Below are 15,494 nucleotides of genomic sequence, written 5' to 3'. Positions count from 1 at the left end.
AAACGATGAATTTTTCAGGAAGCTGGCTGAATCGGCTAAAACCCTGATGTAGCAGGCATCTTAGATTGTTATATTTGAGGGAACTAAGGGGTTTCACCCCTCAAGGCTAACCGTATTTTCCGGACTGCTTAATCTGTGCTTTGTATTTTTTGAATCCAGTCTAAGTGTTTGCACGTAGAAAGCTGACTAATTGACGGATTCTCAATAGTTACACCTGCTTTAGCTTTATGTTAGGCTTCACATAATTTCAGATTAAGTGAATCTAACGAGAAGATTCAGCAGAAACGTAGCTAGCCCCCAGTTCGCTAGCTGAAAATCATAAAAAGGATGTGCATTTATGATTTCAGGAGCTTTGTCATTCGTTGAATCTACCGGAATGAACACCCATACATCTGCCAAAGACACGACTCATTCTCTCTTCAAAACGATTCCACCAGAGCGGGTTGGAATCGATGGTCAGTATGACTATAACGGACTTGCAAATCGCGTCACGCAAGCATTGGAACAGCAGTTTAGCTACGAAGAGTTACAACATCTAACGGTGCGCCAGCGAGGAACCGTGGTGATGCTTTCGGGTAAGCTTTCCAGTCAGCACTTGCTTCAGAAAATTCGCTGTGCCTCTCTCAATGTTTCTGGTGCAACGGATGTTGAAATACATGGTGTAGATATCGTGCCACAGTCTGCTTACCAAGGCACTGCCCAAGCTAACTGTGCTTAGAGCTTACCTCAATTCCGTCGTTCCAAGCAAATAGCCGTAATCAGATGGCTGCATTGTAGAACATAGCTGTAATTGGGTGGCTGAATGACTAGGCACTGTTTTAAAACTTTCTAGGCCATTGATTGCTCTGAGTCGATCCTCCTCCTTAAAAAGGGGGACTTCCGGGGTGGCTCGGCTCGGTTCCCCCCTTGTTAAGGGGGGCTAGGGGGGATCAAAGGGTTTTAAAACACGCCCTAGGATGCTGGTGGGTGCAGCCGTAACGTACTCCCTTTGAGGCTTTCGATGCACTGCGCTAGCGCTCACGCATAGGAGCATCCCACTTTCGATGAAACAGTCAACTGGCGAGCTGTCCATTGAGGTAGGCACAGCGCAGACTCAACATGGCATTAACGGAGGCCGTATTCCAGCGAGCACCCGAAATTTGGAGGCGTCGCCCAATCTGTTTGACAGCCGATTCTACGGCTCCTGATCCAATAGAACAGAGTTGCTCAGCCTGGTAGAACCCATAATTCACGATGCGAGAGCGATGGGTGCTCAGATAGGCTTCAAAATTGCGGGCTTGCTTGCGCCGACAGTCGGCAAAGAGGGCCCTGGCGGCTTCCACTTGACCTTGCCATAACAGCATTTCCGCCGCTGCTAAGCGCTTGAGCGACCCACCGACTTTGTAGAGGTTTTCTTTGAGATGGTACCAATCGAGGATTTCCCAACGGGTCTCAACGGTGGTGAGTTGAGCAAACAGATTCCACACCCCAGCGTGACCATCGCCCAGACAGACCAGTGGGGAGAGCAAGCGTTGAGCGCTGAGATAATCAATCAAGCTGTCATTGTCTTGGAAGAAGGCGTTGTAATAAATCCCCTCCACCCGCACCGCTTTGTAGTCTCGCCACGGGCTATCGGACTCTAGCAGGTCACGCAGACGGACTTTGCCGCCATCAATGCTGACCTCACTGACGCCTTGTTTAGCCTCGGCAGACTCGAACGACTGACGCCCCACCAGACGTTGTTGGGTCGAGTGCCCGACCCGCATCCCGGTCAGGGCTACGATGTCATCCTCTGCATCTTGAAACGATTCGTTGGCACTTGACTTTAGTTTGGACTAATGGTGAAGAGGAAGGCAGTCAATGAGAAGCACCGACTGCCGTAAGGTCAATGAAGTACAACCAACATTGACCCCATGATTTTCAACGAACTTCAGCAATTTCGCCAAACGTTGTATGCCAGCTTGGGAAACGCCAGAGATGCCCTGTTTGATCTGATGGATGCCGTGTTAGTGAGTGCGTGCATCGTGTCGTTTGTGAGGCTATCGCAGAGTCCTGTCTTTCGTCGCCAGTGGTCGAGCCCCTATGAAGCGTTGCGCGATAGCCGCCTACCCCGATCAAAGGTGCTGAAGCTGTTGGTGCAGCAGATACCGACTCAGCAGCAACCGTTGTTGGCAGGTGATGCGAGTCGGTGGAACCGTCCTGCTGCCAGGCGTTTGAAAGACCGCACCTTATCAGGCAGAACAGGACATGCCCCGATAGCCGGACAAAACTACAGTACCTTAGCCTGGATTGCTGAAGACAGGGGCAGTTGGGCATTACCATTGCGGCATGAGCGCATCACCAGCTTTGAAACACCCGCCAGTAAAGCGGCATTCCAACTCAAACAAGTGACTCGGCAGTTAGCGGTGCGTCCGTTGGCGATCTACGACCGAGGGTACGGCAATGCCAGTTTTGTCAACCAAACGGCAGGGATTGAGGCAGACTTGCTGCTGCGGGTTACATCCAATCGATGTGTCTATGGCGCGCCCCCAGCGTATCGAGGGCGAGGCGCACCTGCCAAGCATGGACATAAGATGAAACTCAATGACCCTGACACTTGGAGTGTCCCGGTCGAAACCGTTGAAGTCGATGATCCCAACTGGGGACGAGTGCGGGTCAGTCGTTGGAGTGCATACCATTTCCGCAAATCCCCCAAACGGGCAATGGAAGTGTTGCGCGTGGAGGTGCTGGAGACACAGAGCAGCACGCGACGCTTGGCTCCTTTGTGGTTAGTTTGGCTGGGTGAGCAGATGCCTCCGTTAGAAACCCTGTGGTTGCACTACCTCCGTCGCTTTGCCATTGAACACTGGTATCGCTTTGCCAAGCAGAGGCTATATTGGACACATCCCCAGTTCAGTTCTGTATCGGCAACCGAACAGTGGAGCAGCCTGATGCCGTTGCTCAGTTGGCAGTTGTGGTTAGCGCGAAAGGACTGTACTGACCACCCCTTGCCCTGGCAGGCACCGCAAGAAACGTTGACTCCGGGTCGGGTCGCACAAGCGTTTGCAGGCATTTTGGCAGCGATTGGCACCCCTGCTCCTGCGCCTAAACCTCGTGGTAAATCGCCAGGACGAGGCAAGGGGCACAAGCCAACTCCTCGTCCCTGCTATCCGATGGTCAAAAAACGAGCCTCGAAACGCAAGACATCCGAACAATCCCTGAACAGTCCGGTTGCAACAGCAGCTTAACTGCGAGCAGGATTGTATCCAATTCCTTAAGTTCAACTGTTATGAACGGTTGAGCAGATTCTTTATGGCATCCTGTTGAGCATTATTGTGATGCCAGTTAGTCCAAACTAAAGACTTGAGCGTAGGTTGGCTTTCTCTAGGCCACCACTGAGACGGCTGTAAGCCTTTACGCCTAACCGTTCTGCCTGACTTTGACGAATCTCAAGGACCCCTACCAAACTCTTCAATCGGCGAACCCGGCCTCGGGCGGGGTAGGCTTTCTGGTTGACAAAAAAAGGGCAACTCGAGGGCTCACCTCCTCTAGCATTTGCCGTCGTACAGTCTGCTCGATGCCTTCTAGACTATCGAGCCCCTCTCGGTTGCTATTGCGATACAAAATCTCGGCGATCTCTGCTGTACAAGCTTCCAATCGCTTTTGGTCTTCAGGTGTCATGGTGCTGACTGCCTGACACATCTCTGGAAACCCCTGATTTCTCGTAGGGGACGCTGGCCCAAAAGCTCCTCTGACCAAGCCCTCCGGCTCCAACTCAGGAGCTATGGGCTTCGATCCCAAGACAACGAATTTTCTGGGCTTTCGGGACTTGTGTCAGGCAACCAAGTCATGGTGAGTCATCCCTGGGGCTACCCTCCCATTCTCACCCTTCGCACTGTTTTCGCGAAAGTGGGATGCTCCCCTCACGCATCCTGTTGGTTAGTTACGTGATTATGTCTACCGACTTAGGGACTTCAAGCTCTGCGGATAGGGCTACTAGCTCCAGAATTGATCCAAATCAAAGCCTGAGATTTCTTCCTGAATTTCCTGAAAATAGTTGCTGCGGGTTATCATTTCTACTTCCGTTGCGCGGCGGCTTTGATCGATTTCAATTTGCAGTTCTTCTAGGTGCCGGCGGATCTCTTCTTCCCAGCGCTTTCGCTCGGTAATATCCTGCACAATGCCTTCGTAATAAAGGATGTTTCCTTGCGGATCTCGCACAGCTCTGGTGCTTTCCTCCACCCAGATCATCGTCCCATCTTTTTGATAGCTCTGGTAAGTAAACGCTTCAATCTGGTCGGTGATTTCTAGCGCTGTTTTGAAGGCCTGGCGACGCTCTGGCTGGACATAGATTTGGGTCGAAATGTCTTTTACTGAATTCACCATATCTTCGGATGAATCATACCCATAGAGGCGGGCCATGGCTGGGTTGACGTTAATATATCGCCCATCGGTTGTGGACTGAAAAATGCCCTCGACGGCGTTTTCATAAATGCTGCGATATTTTTCTTCGGCAATGCGAAGCGATTCTTCTACTCGTTTACGAGCAGTGATATCGCGCACCATAATCAGCACTTCATCTTGTCCTAAGACGGCGATACGGACTTCTTCATCCTGCCGTTTGCCATTGACCTCGATTTGCTGTTCGTAGACCTGAAGGCGACCGGTCGTAAGGGCCTGCTGAATATACTTGAGGCGAGTTTCGGCGATCGCCCTCGGCAGCGAATCCGTCACGTTGGAACCCGGCACAAACTGCTCATTGCCGTAGACTTGCAGCAGGCGATCGCCCCCCACGATGTCGATGTAGGTTCCATCCCCACTGACTCGCATCAGCAAGTCGGGAATCGCCGTGACGATGGCGCGGTTGGTGGCTTCGCTCTGGCGCAGCGCCTCGAAGGAATCCTTGAGCTGGTGGCTCATGCGGGTAAACGTGTTAGCCAGGGTTTGAATTTCGGTAATCGAGCCGATGGGTTCAACGGGCTGTCCCCAGTTGCCCTCGGCAATACCCGCTGTGGCCTGGGTGACGCGCAGGATCGGGCCGGTGATCCAGCGAGCCGTGAGGATGCTGCCCAGGATCGATGCCCCCAATGCCCCCAGACAGAGCAGCGCGGTGTTGCGTGTGTTGGCATCGATCTGCGCCATAAAGTCTGACTCTGGCACGACAACAACAATTAGCCAGTCTAGCCCATAGCCATCGCGAAACGGCACCACTTCAAGAAACTGACGCTGCCCATCGAGCGAAAAATCTAGCCGCTGGGGCTGGGCGATCGCGCTGGCATCAAACCCGCCAAACCGCCGTGTCAGGTAAGTTGCCGTTTCGCGCACCAGCCGATCCTTACTTGCAGTTGCGGGCAATAGCTTGGCATCCTGCCCTTCGCCCTGCATAAGCGGCTCGTCGATGGAGTTGGAAATCAGGTTGCCGCTGCGATCCATGATGAAAGCCTGCCCCGTTTTGCCGATCTGGAGATTCCGCAAAAACATGCGAAACTCTTCTGGCAGCACCACATCCGTCGCGCAAACGCCGATCAGCTTGCGCCCCGCTTTGTCATATACAGGCTGGCTGGCGGTGACGTTGGGTAATCCGGTCGTAAATGCAATGTAGATATCTGTCCAGGTGGGCCGCTCTGCTAGCACTGCGGCCTTGTACCACGGGCGCTGGCGCGAGTCGAAGGGCCGATCGAGCTGGCGCAGGCGGTAGGTGCGCTCGCCTCGCACGTCCAGGCTGTAATATTCCCGCAAAAAGTTATTGGAGGCATTGCCGTAGGACAGTTGCAGAGAGCCATCCTGGGGCGATCGCAGCACGCCAAAAAATTCCCCCGTCTGGGCGCTACCGCAATAGACAAACGCCACCGTCGGCGCAATCTTCATCTGCTGGTAAAACTGGCTCTCGCCCCGCGACGCATTTTCGACATCCAGATCGCCCAGGGAAAAGGCGCTGGCGTTCAGCCGATTGATTTCGTGGGGTACTGCAAAATAGCCCTGTAGCTCTCGCTCGATGCGGGCGGTCAGTTCTTGCCGGAGCTGGTTTGCCAGGTCATTCACCGCCTTTTGCCCGTTGCGAAACGAAAGGTAACCCACCAGCCCCACGACTCCAATAATTTGGGCAACCGAAGCCAAAATCAGCAGATTTCTGAGTGGCAAACTCTTGGGCATTGAACGGATGAGGGTAGGTCTGGAGGGGCTGAGGGATGGCGCTAGGGTACTGCCATGAAGGCAGGAGGGGGGGTTGGGTTTTGGATTTTGGGGCCGGGGGTGAGATATCCCCTGGTGGGGGGGGTTCGCCTATCATAACCCTCGGAAAAGAGAATTAAAGCAGGTGTCGCTGGGCTGGCATGATGAAGCTGGAGGTTGACGGCAGGGCGACTGGTGAGCCTGCTTCAGGATTTGCTATGAGGTCTACTGTGAGGTCTGCTGTGGGAGCGAGTGGGCGATCGCCAAACGAATCATTTCCCTCTTCGTTCTTCCCTCTTCGTTCTTCGAACCCTCCTTCAGCAAGGGTTCAATGTTGGGTGTTGAAATTTAGACTTTGAACCCAGACAGAGACTATGAAACGACGACTATGAGACGACAGGCATGAGACGACAACCATGAGACGACGGATGCAATCCAGCACGACCCCAAAATTGAGCATGAAAGACCGAATCACTGAACCAGAGGCGATCGCCCTGCTGGAACAAATGCGGCGAGAGCCGATCGTCACGTCGCTCTGTTCAGAGGCGATCGCCACCAACACCGTACAACTGGGCACTGGAGATCCGCCGATTTTGCTGCTGCACGGGTTCGACAGTTCCCTCCTAGAGTTTCGGCGGCTGATGCCGCTGCTGGCGGCCCATTTCAACACCTGGGCAATCGACCTGTGGGGATTTGGGTTTACCCAACGGCGACCCGACCTAGACGTTCATACAACAGCACTCCGCACACACTTGCACTATGCCTGGAAAACCCTAATTGGGCAACCTGTAGTGCTAGTGGGGGTGTCGATGGGTGGTGCGGCGGCGATCGACTTTGCGCTGAGCTATCCCGATGCAGTGCGGCGACTGGTGCTGATCGACAGCGCGGGCTATCGCAGCGGCCCCGCCTTTGCCAAACTGCTTCCGATGGCGATCGCCCGACAGGGAGCGCGGTTTTTGGCTCGTCCCACGGTGCGCCAAAACGTCATGCGGCGGGCATTTTACAAGTCTCAACTGGCCACCGACAGTGCCTATGCCTGCGGGGCATTGCACCTGGCAGAACCCCACTGGGAAACAGCCCTGGCCCAGTTCACTCGCAGCGGCGGCTACGGTTCATTTCGTTCCCAACTGTCCACGCTCCGCCCGCCCACGCTAATCCTCTGGGGCGACACAGACCGCATATTGGGAACCCGCGACGCGCTAGAACTGGCCCGCAGAATTCCCCACAGCCAGTTGGTCTGGATTCCTCAATGCGGACACCTGCCCCATCTTGAACAACCCCAGGCGATCGCCGCTGCGATCTACCAGTTTTGTCAGCCCCGCGCCTGACAACAGCCCTCCGTCTCAGGAAACTCGCATCACTTCTCACCCCAAAGCCTTAAACTAATCATGAAAACGACGTATCACCAGCTACAAAATGCTCCCCTAAGCGGTGATAGAACGAATCTGCTGGTGTGCGGACTGAATTTAAACTTTCAGGAGTGATCGATTAAATGAAAAAAGTAGAAGCGATTATTCGGCCCTTTAAGCTGGATGAAGTCAAAATTGCCCTGGTTAATGCGGGCATCGTGGGGATGACCGTTTCCGAAGTGCGCGGCTTTGGGCGGCAAAAGGGGCAAACCGAGCGCTACCGAGGATCGGAATACACCGTAGAGTTTTTACAAAAGCTGAAAATTGAAATTGTGGTGGAAGACGAGCAGGTAGACATGGTGGTGGAAAAGGTGATTGCCGCCGCCCGCACCGGAGAAATCGGCGACGGCAAGATTTTCATCACCCCGGTAGACAAGATTATCCGCATCCGCACGGGCGAGGCTAACCAGGAAGCGATTTAATCTCGCTGCCTGTTCTGCTGTCCATTTTGCATTTCCTGTCTATCTTTCGTCAGCAAGGCGCTCTAGCTCTGGCAGCAGCGCCGCAAAGGCAAGCCCCCGGTGACTGATGCGATGCTTCAGGTCTGGGGGCATTTCTGCATAGGTCATGCTGTATTCCGGCACGTAGAAGATCGGGTCATAGCCGAAGCCGCCTGCGCCTGCGGGGGAGGTGGCAATTTCGCCAGGACAGATGCCCTCGGTCTGAAACGCAATGGAACCATTGGGCCGGGCGATCGCCACTGCACAGACAAACTGGGCCCGCCGATCGGTCTGCCCCTCCATTTCCCGCAGCAGCCGCGCAATCCGCTCAGCATCGCTCTTGCCGTATCGCGCTGAATATAGCCCCGGCGCACCGCCCAGCGCGTTGACCTGGAGTCCGCTGTCATCGGCGATCGCCCACTCTCCCGTTGCCGCCGCCACCTGCGAGGCCTTCAGCGCCGCATTCTCCAGAAACGTGCTGCCAGTTTCTTCGATCTCCAGCGACGCAGGCTTCAGCTTCAGTTCCCACGGCGTTTCTGCCAGATAGGCCGACATTTCCTGCACCTTGCCCGGATTGCCCGTCGCCACAATTAAGCAATGCATGGCCATCAACCTCCCGCCATCTGGATTTTTCAGCGACTTGCTCGCATTTACTTTGTTAAGTCTAGGCAAATCTGGTATGGTATGCGGTGGATTCACTAAGACTGAACTGCAACCATTGCGGGTCGCAGCTTTTGGCCGGTTGCCCTTGCTGTGAGAACTCGTTCTGGGTGTTTTGTTTAATTTGCACTTTCTATTTAATAAGCGTTGGGTTATGCGGGCAGGTCGCGTTTTTTCTCTCTGCTTGATTAGCTTTTTGATTGGGGGCGTTCTCGGCGGTATCTTAGGGGCGCTGGGGGGCGGCGTGACGGGCGGCTTTGTGGGCGTGGCTTCTGGCGCTTGCACGGCAGCCAAAGTCGCAATGGATCAGGGCCTAATTACAGAAGACCAGGCCAACCAAATCATCGGCACCACCGCAGACAGCTTTTTGGCACAAGGCCGGCTGGATCGGCGCGTGACGGAAGCCATGAAGGGCGGTGTGCAGGGCTGTTTGCAGCAGTCCAACCAGGGACAATAAAAACTTGAAAAAATTAAAGTTTCAAAAAGATTCAGACCAAAGATTCAGACCATAAGACTCTTCAGCAACTCTTTAGCAAATTACTTCAGAACTATGGAAGGCTGGATTATCGGACTGCTCATTTTTGCCTTGGTGACGGCAGTGAGCCTGGTGATTATTTCTAACTTGCCCCTTGGCATTGATATCGACGGTTTCCCCAAGGCGTTTCTCTCTGGGCTGGTGATTGGCGCACTCAATTCGCTGGTGTTGCCGCTGCTGAGTTCGCTGAGGCTGCTGAATCTGCTGACGCTGGGGCTGTTCGGTTTGGTTGCAACCGCGATTGTGTTTGGGCTGGCGGCCTTTTTGGTGCCAGGGTTTCGGCTGCGCTGGGGTTTTCTCAGTGCGCTGCTAGGGGCGATCGCCCTCAGTTTTATCAACAGCTTCCTATTCTGGCTGCTAGGCAGACTCGGCATCTATACCCAGCTAGCAGGCTAGCATTCAGCGGCGACGAGGGCGCGACCTGTCAGGCTAAAGGCGCGAACTTCGGTGATTTTGACAGGAACGACCCGTCCGCGTAGCTCCTCTAGGTTGCCCTCAAAGTAGGTAAGGCGGTTGCCGCGAGTGCGCCCCATGACCTGAGTTGGGTCTTTGGGGTTTTGGTCTTCTACCAGCACCTCTTCGACGCGGCCCAAATACCGCTGCGATCGCTCGGCTGCTTTAGCGGCAACGAGATGATTCAACCGCTGGAGGCGATCGCTCTTGACCTCCTCCGAAAGCTGATTGTCCCAGTTGGCAGCGGGCGTGCCCGGACGCGGTGAGTAGGCGGCCGTGTTGAGTTGGTCAAACCCAATGTCGCTCACCAGCTTCAGCGTATTTTCAAACTGCGCCTCCGTCTCACCCGGAAAGCCCACAATTGCGTCAGCGCTAATCGACGCATCGGGCATATAGCGACGAATGGTGTCGATGATGCGGCGATACTTTTCGTGGGTATAGCCGCGAGACATGGCCTTTAGCACGTCGTTGTCTCCCGACTGAAAGGGAATGTGGAAATGCTCGCAGACCTTGGGCAACTCGGCGCAGGCGCGAATCAGCCGCTCCGTGAAATAGCGGGGATGGCTGGTGGCAAACCGGATGCGCTCAATTCCTGGCACATCGTGAATGAAATAGAGCAAGTCGGTGAGCGTGTGCAAGTGGCGGCCGTCCGGCGTGGCTCCGGGCAGGTCACGCCCATAAGCGTCGATATTTTGCCCCAGCAGCGTTATTTCTTTATAGCCCTGCTGCCCCAAGACTTCGATCTCAGCACGAATCGCCTCTGGCGTGCGCGACTGCTCCACCCCCCGCACATTGGGAACCACGCAATAGGTGCAGCGCTCGTTGCAGCCATAAATCACGTTGACCCAGGCGGTCACGGTGCTGTCGCGGCGCGGCTGGGTAATGTCTTCCATAATATGAACGGGTTCCGTCGCCACGACCTGACTGCCCTGAAACACTTGCTCCAGCAAGTCTTGCAGACGATTGGCGTGCTGCGGCCCCATCACCAAGTCCAACTCTGGTACGCGCCGCAGCAGGGCTTCTCCTTCTTGCTGAGCCACACAGCCCGCCACAATTAGCGTCAGGTCAGGCTGCTCGTGCTTGCGCTTGGCCTGCCGCCCCAGATAGGAATAGACCTTCTGCTCGGCATTGTCACGAATGGTGCAGGTATTGTAAAGAATCAGATCGGCAGCTTCGGGATCGTCTGACCAAATAAACCCCATGTCTTGCAGGATGCCAGCCATCCGCTCGGAATCTGCCTTATTCATCTGGCAGCCGAAGGTGGTGATGTGAAAACGGCGAGGGGAGGCGGTCATAGGTGAAGATAAACTTGCGGGTGGGTCAGGATTGATAAGGCATTAATCATTATAGGTGGGGACTGGATGGGTGGGGCCGTATTGGTTTCGAGGCATTGGTTTCGAGGCATTGGCTTCGAGGCACTGGCTTCGAGGCACTGGCTTCGAGGCACTGGTACTAACCTTGCAGAGCCATATTGCTTAGTACGACACAGCGCACTCCCCTACGCCATTCCAACTCCTTGTAGGACTTACGCAGTTGGACAATTTCTCGCGGGCTGCGCCCGCGAGAAATTGTCCAAAACCCAGAATGCTTATTGAAAGTGCGTAAGTCCTGTCCTTGATTCAAAATTTACGGAATTTCCGCAAATTAATCGTCGTAACTTCACGTAGAAACCACACAGGTTTCGTGTCCTTGGTTACAATATCTTTATTCTTCGAGAGATTTGGCAAGTTGTTTGACGCTCTTGCATAGGCTACGGGCGCGTAGGTTAGTGCGTAGGTTAGATAGTCAGGCTCACTCGGTGTTCCCTTCAAACCCTGTTGCCTCGGTTTCCAATTTTTAGGCTAACGATTTGGTTCTCGGTTAGAGGTTTGGTTCTTGGTTAAGAGCCTAATTTTCGTTTTATAACGAGCCAGTTTGCTAATTTTTCCCAAAGGCAGTACTCTACGTAGATACTGAATCGAGCTTTCGGTAAATTTACGTAACATCTACTGAGATTGCTGAAGTTGTTGCGATCGCGCTTGTAGCCAGCGCTCGTAATCAGCATTCCTCGTTCATCAGGTGCATCTATCGCAAGTCGTTGAGCATGAGTCGAGCATAGGCCCAGGTCGCTATGCGACTGGCGTTCAGAGTTTGAAGAGGTTCAGGATTTAGAGTTAACGCGCTGAACGCCAATCGGCTCAACGTCAATCAGCGCAGCACCCATTGCGTAATCTTACGATTTTCGACGCTGTAAGGTCAGAGACACCGATGCCTCTGGCATCAGTGTTTATAAGCTGTTTCTCCCGTAGAAAAAGCATTCTGGTAAATTTCAGTTAAGTCTAGCCATGTTTGCATCTCCCTCTTCCGCTGCATCGTCTGTAGTGGCGCATCGACCATTTGCAATCTGCCAGCAGCGCAGCTTAAGCCCGATTAAGTCGTTCATCTTCGCACTGGGCGGGTTGTGTCTGTCGATGGCGATCGCCCCGACGGCCAGTGCCGCCACATTCACTGAAGTCGGGGATGCGGGTCAAACCCTTGGCACGGCCCAGCTTGCCAACACTCGCGTTGCAGGAACTCAGCTCACTGCCATCTTGGGTACTTTGGGCGGCAACGCAGACCTGTTTGGCATTCAAATCAAGAACAGCGCTGGACAGTTTATGGCCAGCACAGGCAACCTTGGCAAAACCCTGTTTGAAGACACGCAGCTTTTCCTGTTCGACTCAGAAGGTAGAGCTTTATTTGCCAACGACAATACGCCAGACGATGACCCCGGTCGCGCCAATCCGGGCACAAGGCGTTCTACACTCCGCCTACCTCGGAATACGATTCCCGACGGGCTTTATTTTCTAGCGATTTCTGGCTATAACTACGACCCGGTGGATTCTGCGGGCAATCTGCTGTTTTCCGATGCTAGAGCCGATCGCAACAAGCTGGTGAGTGCGCTTAACCCCGGCAGCAGGCTGGGCGGCTGGGTTGGCAGACCCGGCTATAGCGGCCCCATTTTGGATTATCAGATAGATTTGGTTGGCGCAGAATTTACCTCTCTGGTGTCGCCAGTTCCTCCACCGACTCCAACCCCGACCCCTACGCCCACGCCCACCCTGACTCCGACACCCACCCCGACTCCGACTCCAACCCCGACACCCACCCCGACTCCAACCCCGACACCCACCCCGACTCCAACCCCGACACCCACCCCGACTCCGACTCCAACACCCACCCCGACTCCAACCCCGACACCCACGCCCACTCCAACCCCGACACCCACGCCCACTCCGACTCCAACGCCCACTCCAACACCAGAACCCGTGCCCGAACCCTCAGCCGTTTTAGGGCTATTGGCGGTTTTGGGCGTTGGGTATCGCCTGCAAAAAGGGCGATCGCGCTAGGAGACATTCCAACCCAATACTGACTAGAGGGCTGCGGCTGAAAGGTGTGCTGGTGGGCGATCGCTCGACTTTTAAGCGGGTTTATCCGAACCAGACGTGCGAACTTGTGTATAACTAATAAGTAGGTGCATCTGAGATATCCCGGATAAGTTAGTACCGATCAGGTACTTGGCCTGTTTCGGGTGACCCGTTAGCTGGTCTTCCCGGTTGTTTTCTTTCCCACGGCGTGGGTCTGGCATTTTGTGGCGCATCTAACCTGCCGGTTGAGTCACTGGTCGAGTTGCTAGCCGAATTCCTGTCAGAAAGATAAGCGTTTGACAAGCTGATCGAGCCATGTTGCTCTAGGCTGAGAATCGCGACGGGTTGAGGCTGCACCCGTTTGAAAGTCTGCCAGTTCCTAGCTGATCGGAGTATCTATCATCGGGAGTGGTGACTCTGCGCTGCCGCCCGTCTATGCAAGATGAACCCTGCTGAATGAGCCGTTCGACTCCGCTTCTCAATTCGGATAAGCCCCTGGGTGGACGCTATCGTGTGCTGCGGCAACTGGGCACGGGTGGTTTCGGGCGCACCTACTTGGCAGAAGATCTGCACCTACCGGGACATCCTCGCTGTGCGCTGAAGCACCTGAAGCCCCAGATCAACAGCGACGACACGCTATCGATGGCGCGACGCTGTTTTGAGACGGAAGCCCAGGTGTTGTATCGGCTGGGCGATCACGACCAGATTCCCCGGCTACTGGCCCACTTCGAGGAAGACCGTGAGTTTTACCTGGCGCAAGAGTTTATTGAAGGAGAGTCTATTGCCCGCGAGCTGGTAGAGGGGCAGGTTTGGTCTGAAGGACGGGCGATCGCCCTGCTCAAGGACGTGCTGCAAGTGCTGTCATTTGTCCACGGGCAGCAGGTAATTCACCGTGACCTCAAGCCCTCAAACCTGATTCGGCGGCGGGCCGACCAGCGGATTGTGCTGATCGACTTTGGCGCAGTGAAGCAGGTCAGCGCCCAGGCCGCAGAAGCCGGAAACACCAACCTCACGATTTCCATTGGCACTCAGGGCTACATGCCCAACGAGCAAATTGCAGGCAAACCCCGCTTTAGCAGCGACATCTACGCAGTTGGGGTGCTGGGCGTGCAGGCGGTGACAGGAGTGCATCCGCGACGGCTAGGGGAAGACACACGGGGAGAACTGGAGTGGCAGCATCTTGCGCCCCAAGCCAGTCTAGCCTTCAAAGAGGTGCTGGATCGCATGGTGCGGTATGACTTTCGCGATCGCTATAGCACAGCCGACGAAGCGCTGGCGGCCCTGGAAACCATCCCAGTCGAAGCAGAAATACCCATGCCGCTGGAGTTTGTGCCCTCAGCATCATCCGCTCGAATCGCAGACACACCCACAGCATTGACAGAATCCCTGGTTTATCCCAACAGTGCTGGCAGTAGCGGCGCGTCGGGATCGGTCGTGGCCCCAATGGAACTGCGGGAGGCAACGCAGGACGATATCGGCACGCAGATTCATCCGCCGCTGTCGCTGGATGAAACCATGATCAGGCCACAGGCTGATCCGACGCGAGTGACTCGCGTTGAGTGGGTGGAGTCATCGACCGAGGCAGCCGATCACACAAACGTCCTGACCGACGTGATTCCTCGGCGAGACGATTCAGGGGCCATTCCTGCACCTCCCTCTACGCCCAGTTCCTCCTGGCAGATGCTCCGGTGGACTCCACTGGTGCTGCTGTCGGCAGTGGTGGCGATCGCCACGGCTACGTCGCTTTCGTCCTGGCTGGTGGTGCGCTGGTTAGAAAACCGGCCGGCAACCCCCATCAGCAGCCCTAACAGTTCTAACAATAGTCCCAGTAATCCTCCTAGCCCCGGCGCAGTGGTCTCCCTCACGCCGACAGAACAGGCAGCAGCGCTGCTGACCCAGGCCCAGCAAAAAGCGCAGGACAATCGCCCGGACGAGGCGCTGTCGCTCTATAACGAGGCGATCGCCCTAGATCCCAAGCTGGTCGAAGCCTACGTGGGGCTATGTCAAGCGCTCAACACCTTGCAGCGCCCCGAAGAGGCCATCGTATCTTGCAACGATGCCCTGGCCTATCGTCCAAACGACCCCGACGCGCAACTGGGCAAGGGAGACGCGCTGCTGCTGCAAAACCGCACCTATGAAGCACTTCAGGTATACGAGTCTGTTTCCAAACAGCATCCCGAAAACGCGAACGGCTGGGTCAAGCAGGGCGTGGCGCTGCAAAAGTTGGGGCGGTCTTCGGAAGCGCTGGTGGCGCTGGACAAAGGCATTGGACTCTTTCGCAATTCGCCCGAAGCCTGGAGGACGCGGGGTGCTGCACTGGTGACGCTGCGCCGCTATAGCGATGCAGTCATCGCGCTTGACAAGGCCCTCCAACTCGACCCCAACGACGCTGCTGCAAAGGCACTCCGTCAACAGGCCGCCCAATCTCGGTAACCGTCCTCCCGCTCCGCTCTTCCCTCTTCTTTCTTCGTTCTTCCCTCTT

Annotated in this window: 11 protein-coding genes and 1 pseudogene; 8 read left to right on the top strand and 4 right to left on the bottom strand. The window is 55.2% G+C overall.

Annotation, left to right across the window (positions count from 1 at the left end; all coding sequences use genetic code 11):
* Positions 1 to 337: 337 nt before the first annotated feature.
* On the top strand, positions 338 to 718 hold the full coding sequence (locus JTM80_RS14760) for a phospholipid-binding protein (RefSeq protein ID WP_172357112.1): 381 nt from the start codon (positions 338 to 340) through the stop codon (positions 716 to 718).
* A 334-nt stretch (positions 719 to 1,052) separates the two neighbouring features.
* On the opposite strand, the pseudogene JTM80_RS14755 reads toward JTM80_RS14760, so the two are convergent.
* Positions 1,053 to 1,808, bottom strand: a pseudogene (locus JTM80_RS14755) (ISKra4 family transposase); the annotation flags it as partial.
* 84 nt (positions 1,809 to 1,892) lie between these two features.
* Between JTM80_RS14755 and JTM80_RS14750 the strand changes: the two are divergent.
* Positions 1,893 to 3,206 carry an NF041680 family putative transposase gene (locus JTM80_RS14750; protein WP_205369514.1) on the top strand — a complete coding sequence of 438 codons (1,314 nt, stop codon included), beginning with the start codon at positions 1,893 to 1,895 and terminating at the stop codon, positions 3,204 to 3,206.
* Positions 3,207 to 3,954: 748 nt separating this feature from the next.
* On the opposite strand, the gene JTM80_RS14745 is transcribed toward JTM80_RS14750, so the two are convergent.
* The gene (locus JTM80_RS14745) at positions 3,955 to 6,111 is read right to left on the bottom strand and encodes a PAS domain S-box protein (RefSeq protein WP_205369693.1); all 2,157 of its coding nucleotides are present in this window, start codon (positions 6,109 to 6,111) and stop codon (positions 3,955 to 3,957) included.
* Positions 6,112 to 6,545: 434 nt separating this feature from the next.
* On the opposite strand from JTM80_RS14745, the gene JTM80_RS14740 reads away from it, so the two are divergent.
* Positions 6,546 to 7,457: an alpha/beta fold hydrolase gene (locus tag JTM80_RS14740; RefSeq protein ID WP_225906640.1), complete on the top strand. Its 912-nt coding sequence runs from the start codon at positions 6,546 to 6,548 to the stop codon at positions 7,455 to 7,457.
* Positions 7,458 to 7,621: 164 nt separating this feature from the next.
* Complete coding sequence (locus tag JTM80_RS14735; RefSeq protein WP_068515513.1) at positions 7,622 to 7,960, top strand: P-II family nitrogen regulator; 339 nt, start codon at positions 7,622 to 7,624, stop codon at positions 7,958 to 7,960.
* Between the two features lie 39 nt (positions 7,961 to 7,999).
* Here JTM80_RS14735 and rdgB read toward each other — a convergent pair whose 3' ends face one another.
* Positions 8,000 to 8,581 (bottom strand): RdgB/HAM1 family non-canonical purine NTP pyrophosphatase, encoded by a 582-nt coding sequence (gene rdgB / locus JTM80_RS14730; protein ID WP_172357118.1) that lies wholly within the window; start codon positions 8,579 to 8,581, stop codon positions 8,000 to 8,002.
* A gap of 211 nt (positions 8,582 to 8,792) precedes the next feature.
* On the opposite strand from rdgB, the gene JTM80_RS14725 reads away from it, so the two are divergent.
* Both JTM80_RS14725 and JTM80_RS14720 read left to right on the top strand, forming a co-directional pair.
* Positions 8,793 to 9,095 carry a hypothetical protein gene (locus JTM80_RS14725; protein ID WP_068515514.1) on the top strand — a complete coding sequence of 101 codons (303 nt, stop codon included), beginning with the start codon at positions 8,793 to 8,795 and terminating at the stop codon, positions 9,093 to 9,095.
* A 93-nt stretch (positions 9,096 to 9,188) separates the two neighbouring features.
* Positions 9,189 to 9,569, top strand: coding sequence for a phage holin family protein (locus JTM80_RS14720; protein WP_172357122.1), 381 nt, complete (start codon positions 9,189 to 9,191; stop codon positions 9,567 to 9,569).
* On the opposite strand, the gene miaB is transcribed toward JTM80_RS14720, so the two are convergent.
* Positions 9,566 to 10,921 (bottom strand): tRNA (N6-isopentenyl adenosine(37)-C2)-methylthiotransferase MiaB, encoded by a 1,356-nt coding sequence (gene miaB, locus JTM80_RS14715; RefSeq protein WP_172357124.1) that lies wholly within the window; start codon positions 10,919 to 10,921, stop codon positions 9,566 to 9,568. The two genes, JTM80_RS14720 and miaB, sit on opposite strands and share 4 nt — an antisense overlap.
* A gap of 1,029 nt (positions 10,922 to 11,950) precedes the next feature.
* Here miaB and JTM80_RS14710 point away from each other — a divergent pair.
* Positions 11,951 to 12,994: a hypothetical protein gene (locus JTM80_RS14710; RefSeq protein ID WP_205369692.1), complete on the top strand. Its 1,044-nt coding sequence runs from the start codon at positions 11,951 to 11,953 to the stop codon at positions 12,992 to 12,994.
* A 474-nt stretch (positions 12,995 to 13,468) separates the two neighbouring features.
* On the top strand, positions 13,469 to 15,445 hold the full coding sequence (locus JTM80_RS14705; RefSeq protein ID WP_172357126.1) for a serine/threonine-protein kinase: 1,977 nt from the start codon (positions 13,469 to 13,471) through the stop codon (positions 15,443 to 15,445).
* The last annotated feature ends 49 nt before the right edge of the window (positions 15,446 to 15,494 follow it).

Origin of the sequence: Thermoleptolyngbya sp. PKUAC-SCTB121, from assembly GCF_016919485.1 — a bacterium.
GTDB classification, from domain to species: Bacteria; Cyanobacteriota; Cyanobacteriia; order Elainellales; family Elainellaceae; genus Thermoleptolyngbya; species Thermoleptolyngbya sichuanensis.
The sequence above is the reverse complement of the archived record's forward strand: the minus strand, read 5'-3'. Positions and strand labels throughout refer to the sequence as shown.

Excerpts from the sequence above, each read along its gene's own strand:
- JTM80_RS14760 (WP_172357112.1), top strand. The coding sequence starts at position 338 with ATGATTTCAGGAGCTTTGTCATTCGTTGAATCTACCGGAATGAACACC.
- JTM80_RS14750 (WP_205369514.1), top strand. The coding sequence starts at position 1,893 with ATGATTTTCAACGAACTTCAGCAATTTCGCCAAACGTTGTATGCCAGC.
- JTM80_RS14745 (WP_205369693.1), bottom strand. The coding sequence starts at position 6,111 with ATGCCCAAGAGTTTGCCACTCAGAAATCTGCTGATTTTGGCTTCGGTT.
- JTM80_RS14740 (WP_225906640.1), top strand. The coding sequence starts at position 6,546 with ATGAGACGACGGATGCAATCCAGCACGACCCCAAAATTGAGCATGAAA.
- JTM80_RS14735 (WP_068515513.1), top strand. The coding sequence starts at position 7,622 with ATGAAAAAAGTAGAAGCGATTATTCGGCCCTTTAAGCTGGATGAAGTC.
- rdgB (WP_172357118.1), bottom strand. The coding sequence starts at position 8,581 with ATGCATTGCTTAATTGTGGCGACGGGCAATCCGGGCAAGGTGCAGGAA.
- JTM80_RS14725 (WP_068515514.1), top strand. The coding sequence starts at position 8,793 with ATGCGGGCAGGTCGCGTTTTTTCTCTCTGCTTGATTAGCTTTTTGATT.
- JTM80_RS14720 (WP_172357122.1), top strand. The coding sequence starts at position 9,189 with ATGGAAGGCTGGATTATCGGACTGCTCATTTTTGCCTTGGTGACGGCA.
- miaB (WP_172357124.1), bottom strand. The coding sequence starts at position 10,921 with ATGACCGCCTCCCCTCGCCGTTTTCACATCACCACCTTCGGCTGCCAG.
- JTM80_RS14710 (WP_205369692.1), top strand. The coding sequence starts at position 11,951 with ATGTTTGCATCTCCCTCTTCCGCTGCATCGTCTGTAGTGGCGCATCGA.
- JTM80_RS14705 (WP_172357126.1), top strand. The coding sequence starts at position 13,469 with ATGAGCCGTTCGACTCCGCTTCTCAATTCGGATAAGCCCCTGGGTGGA.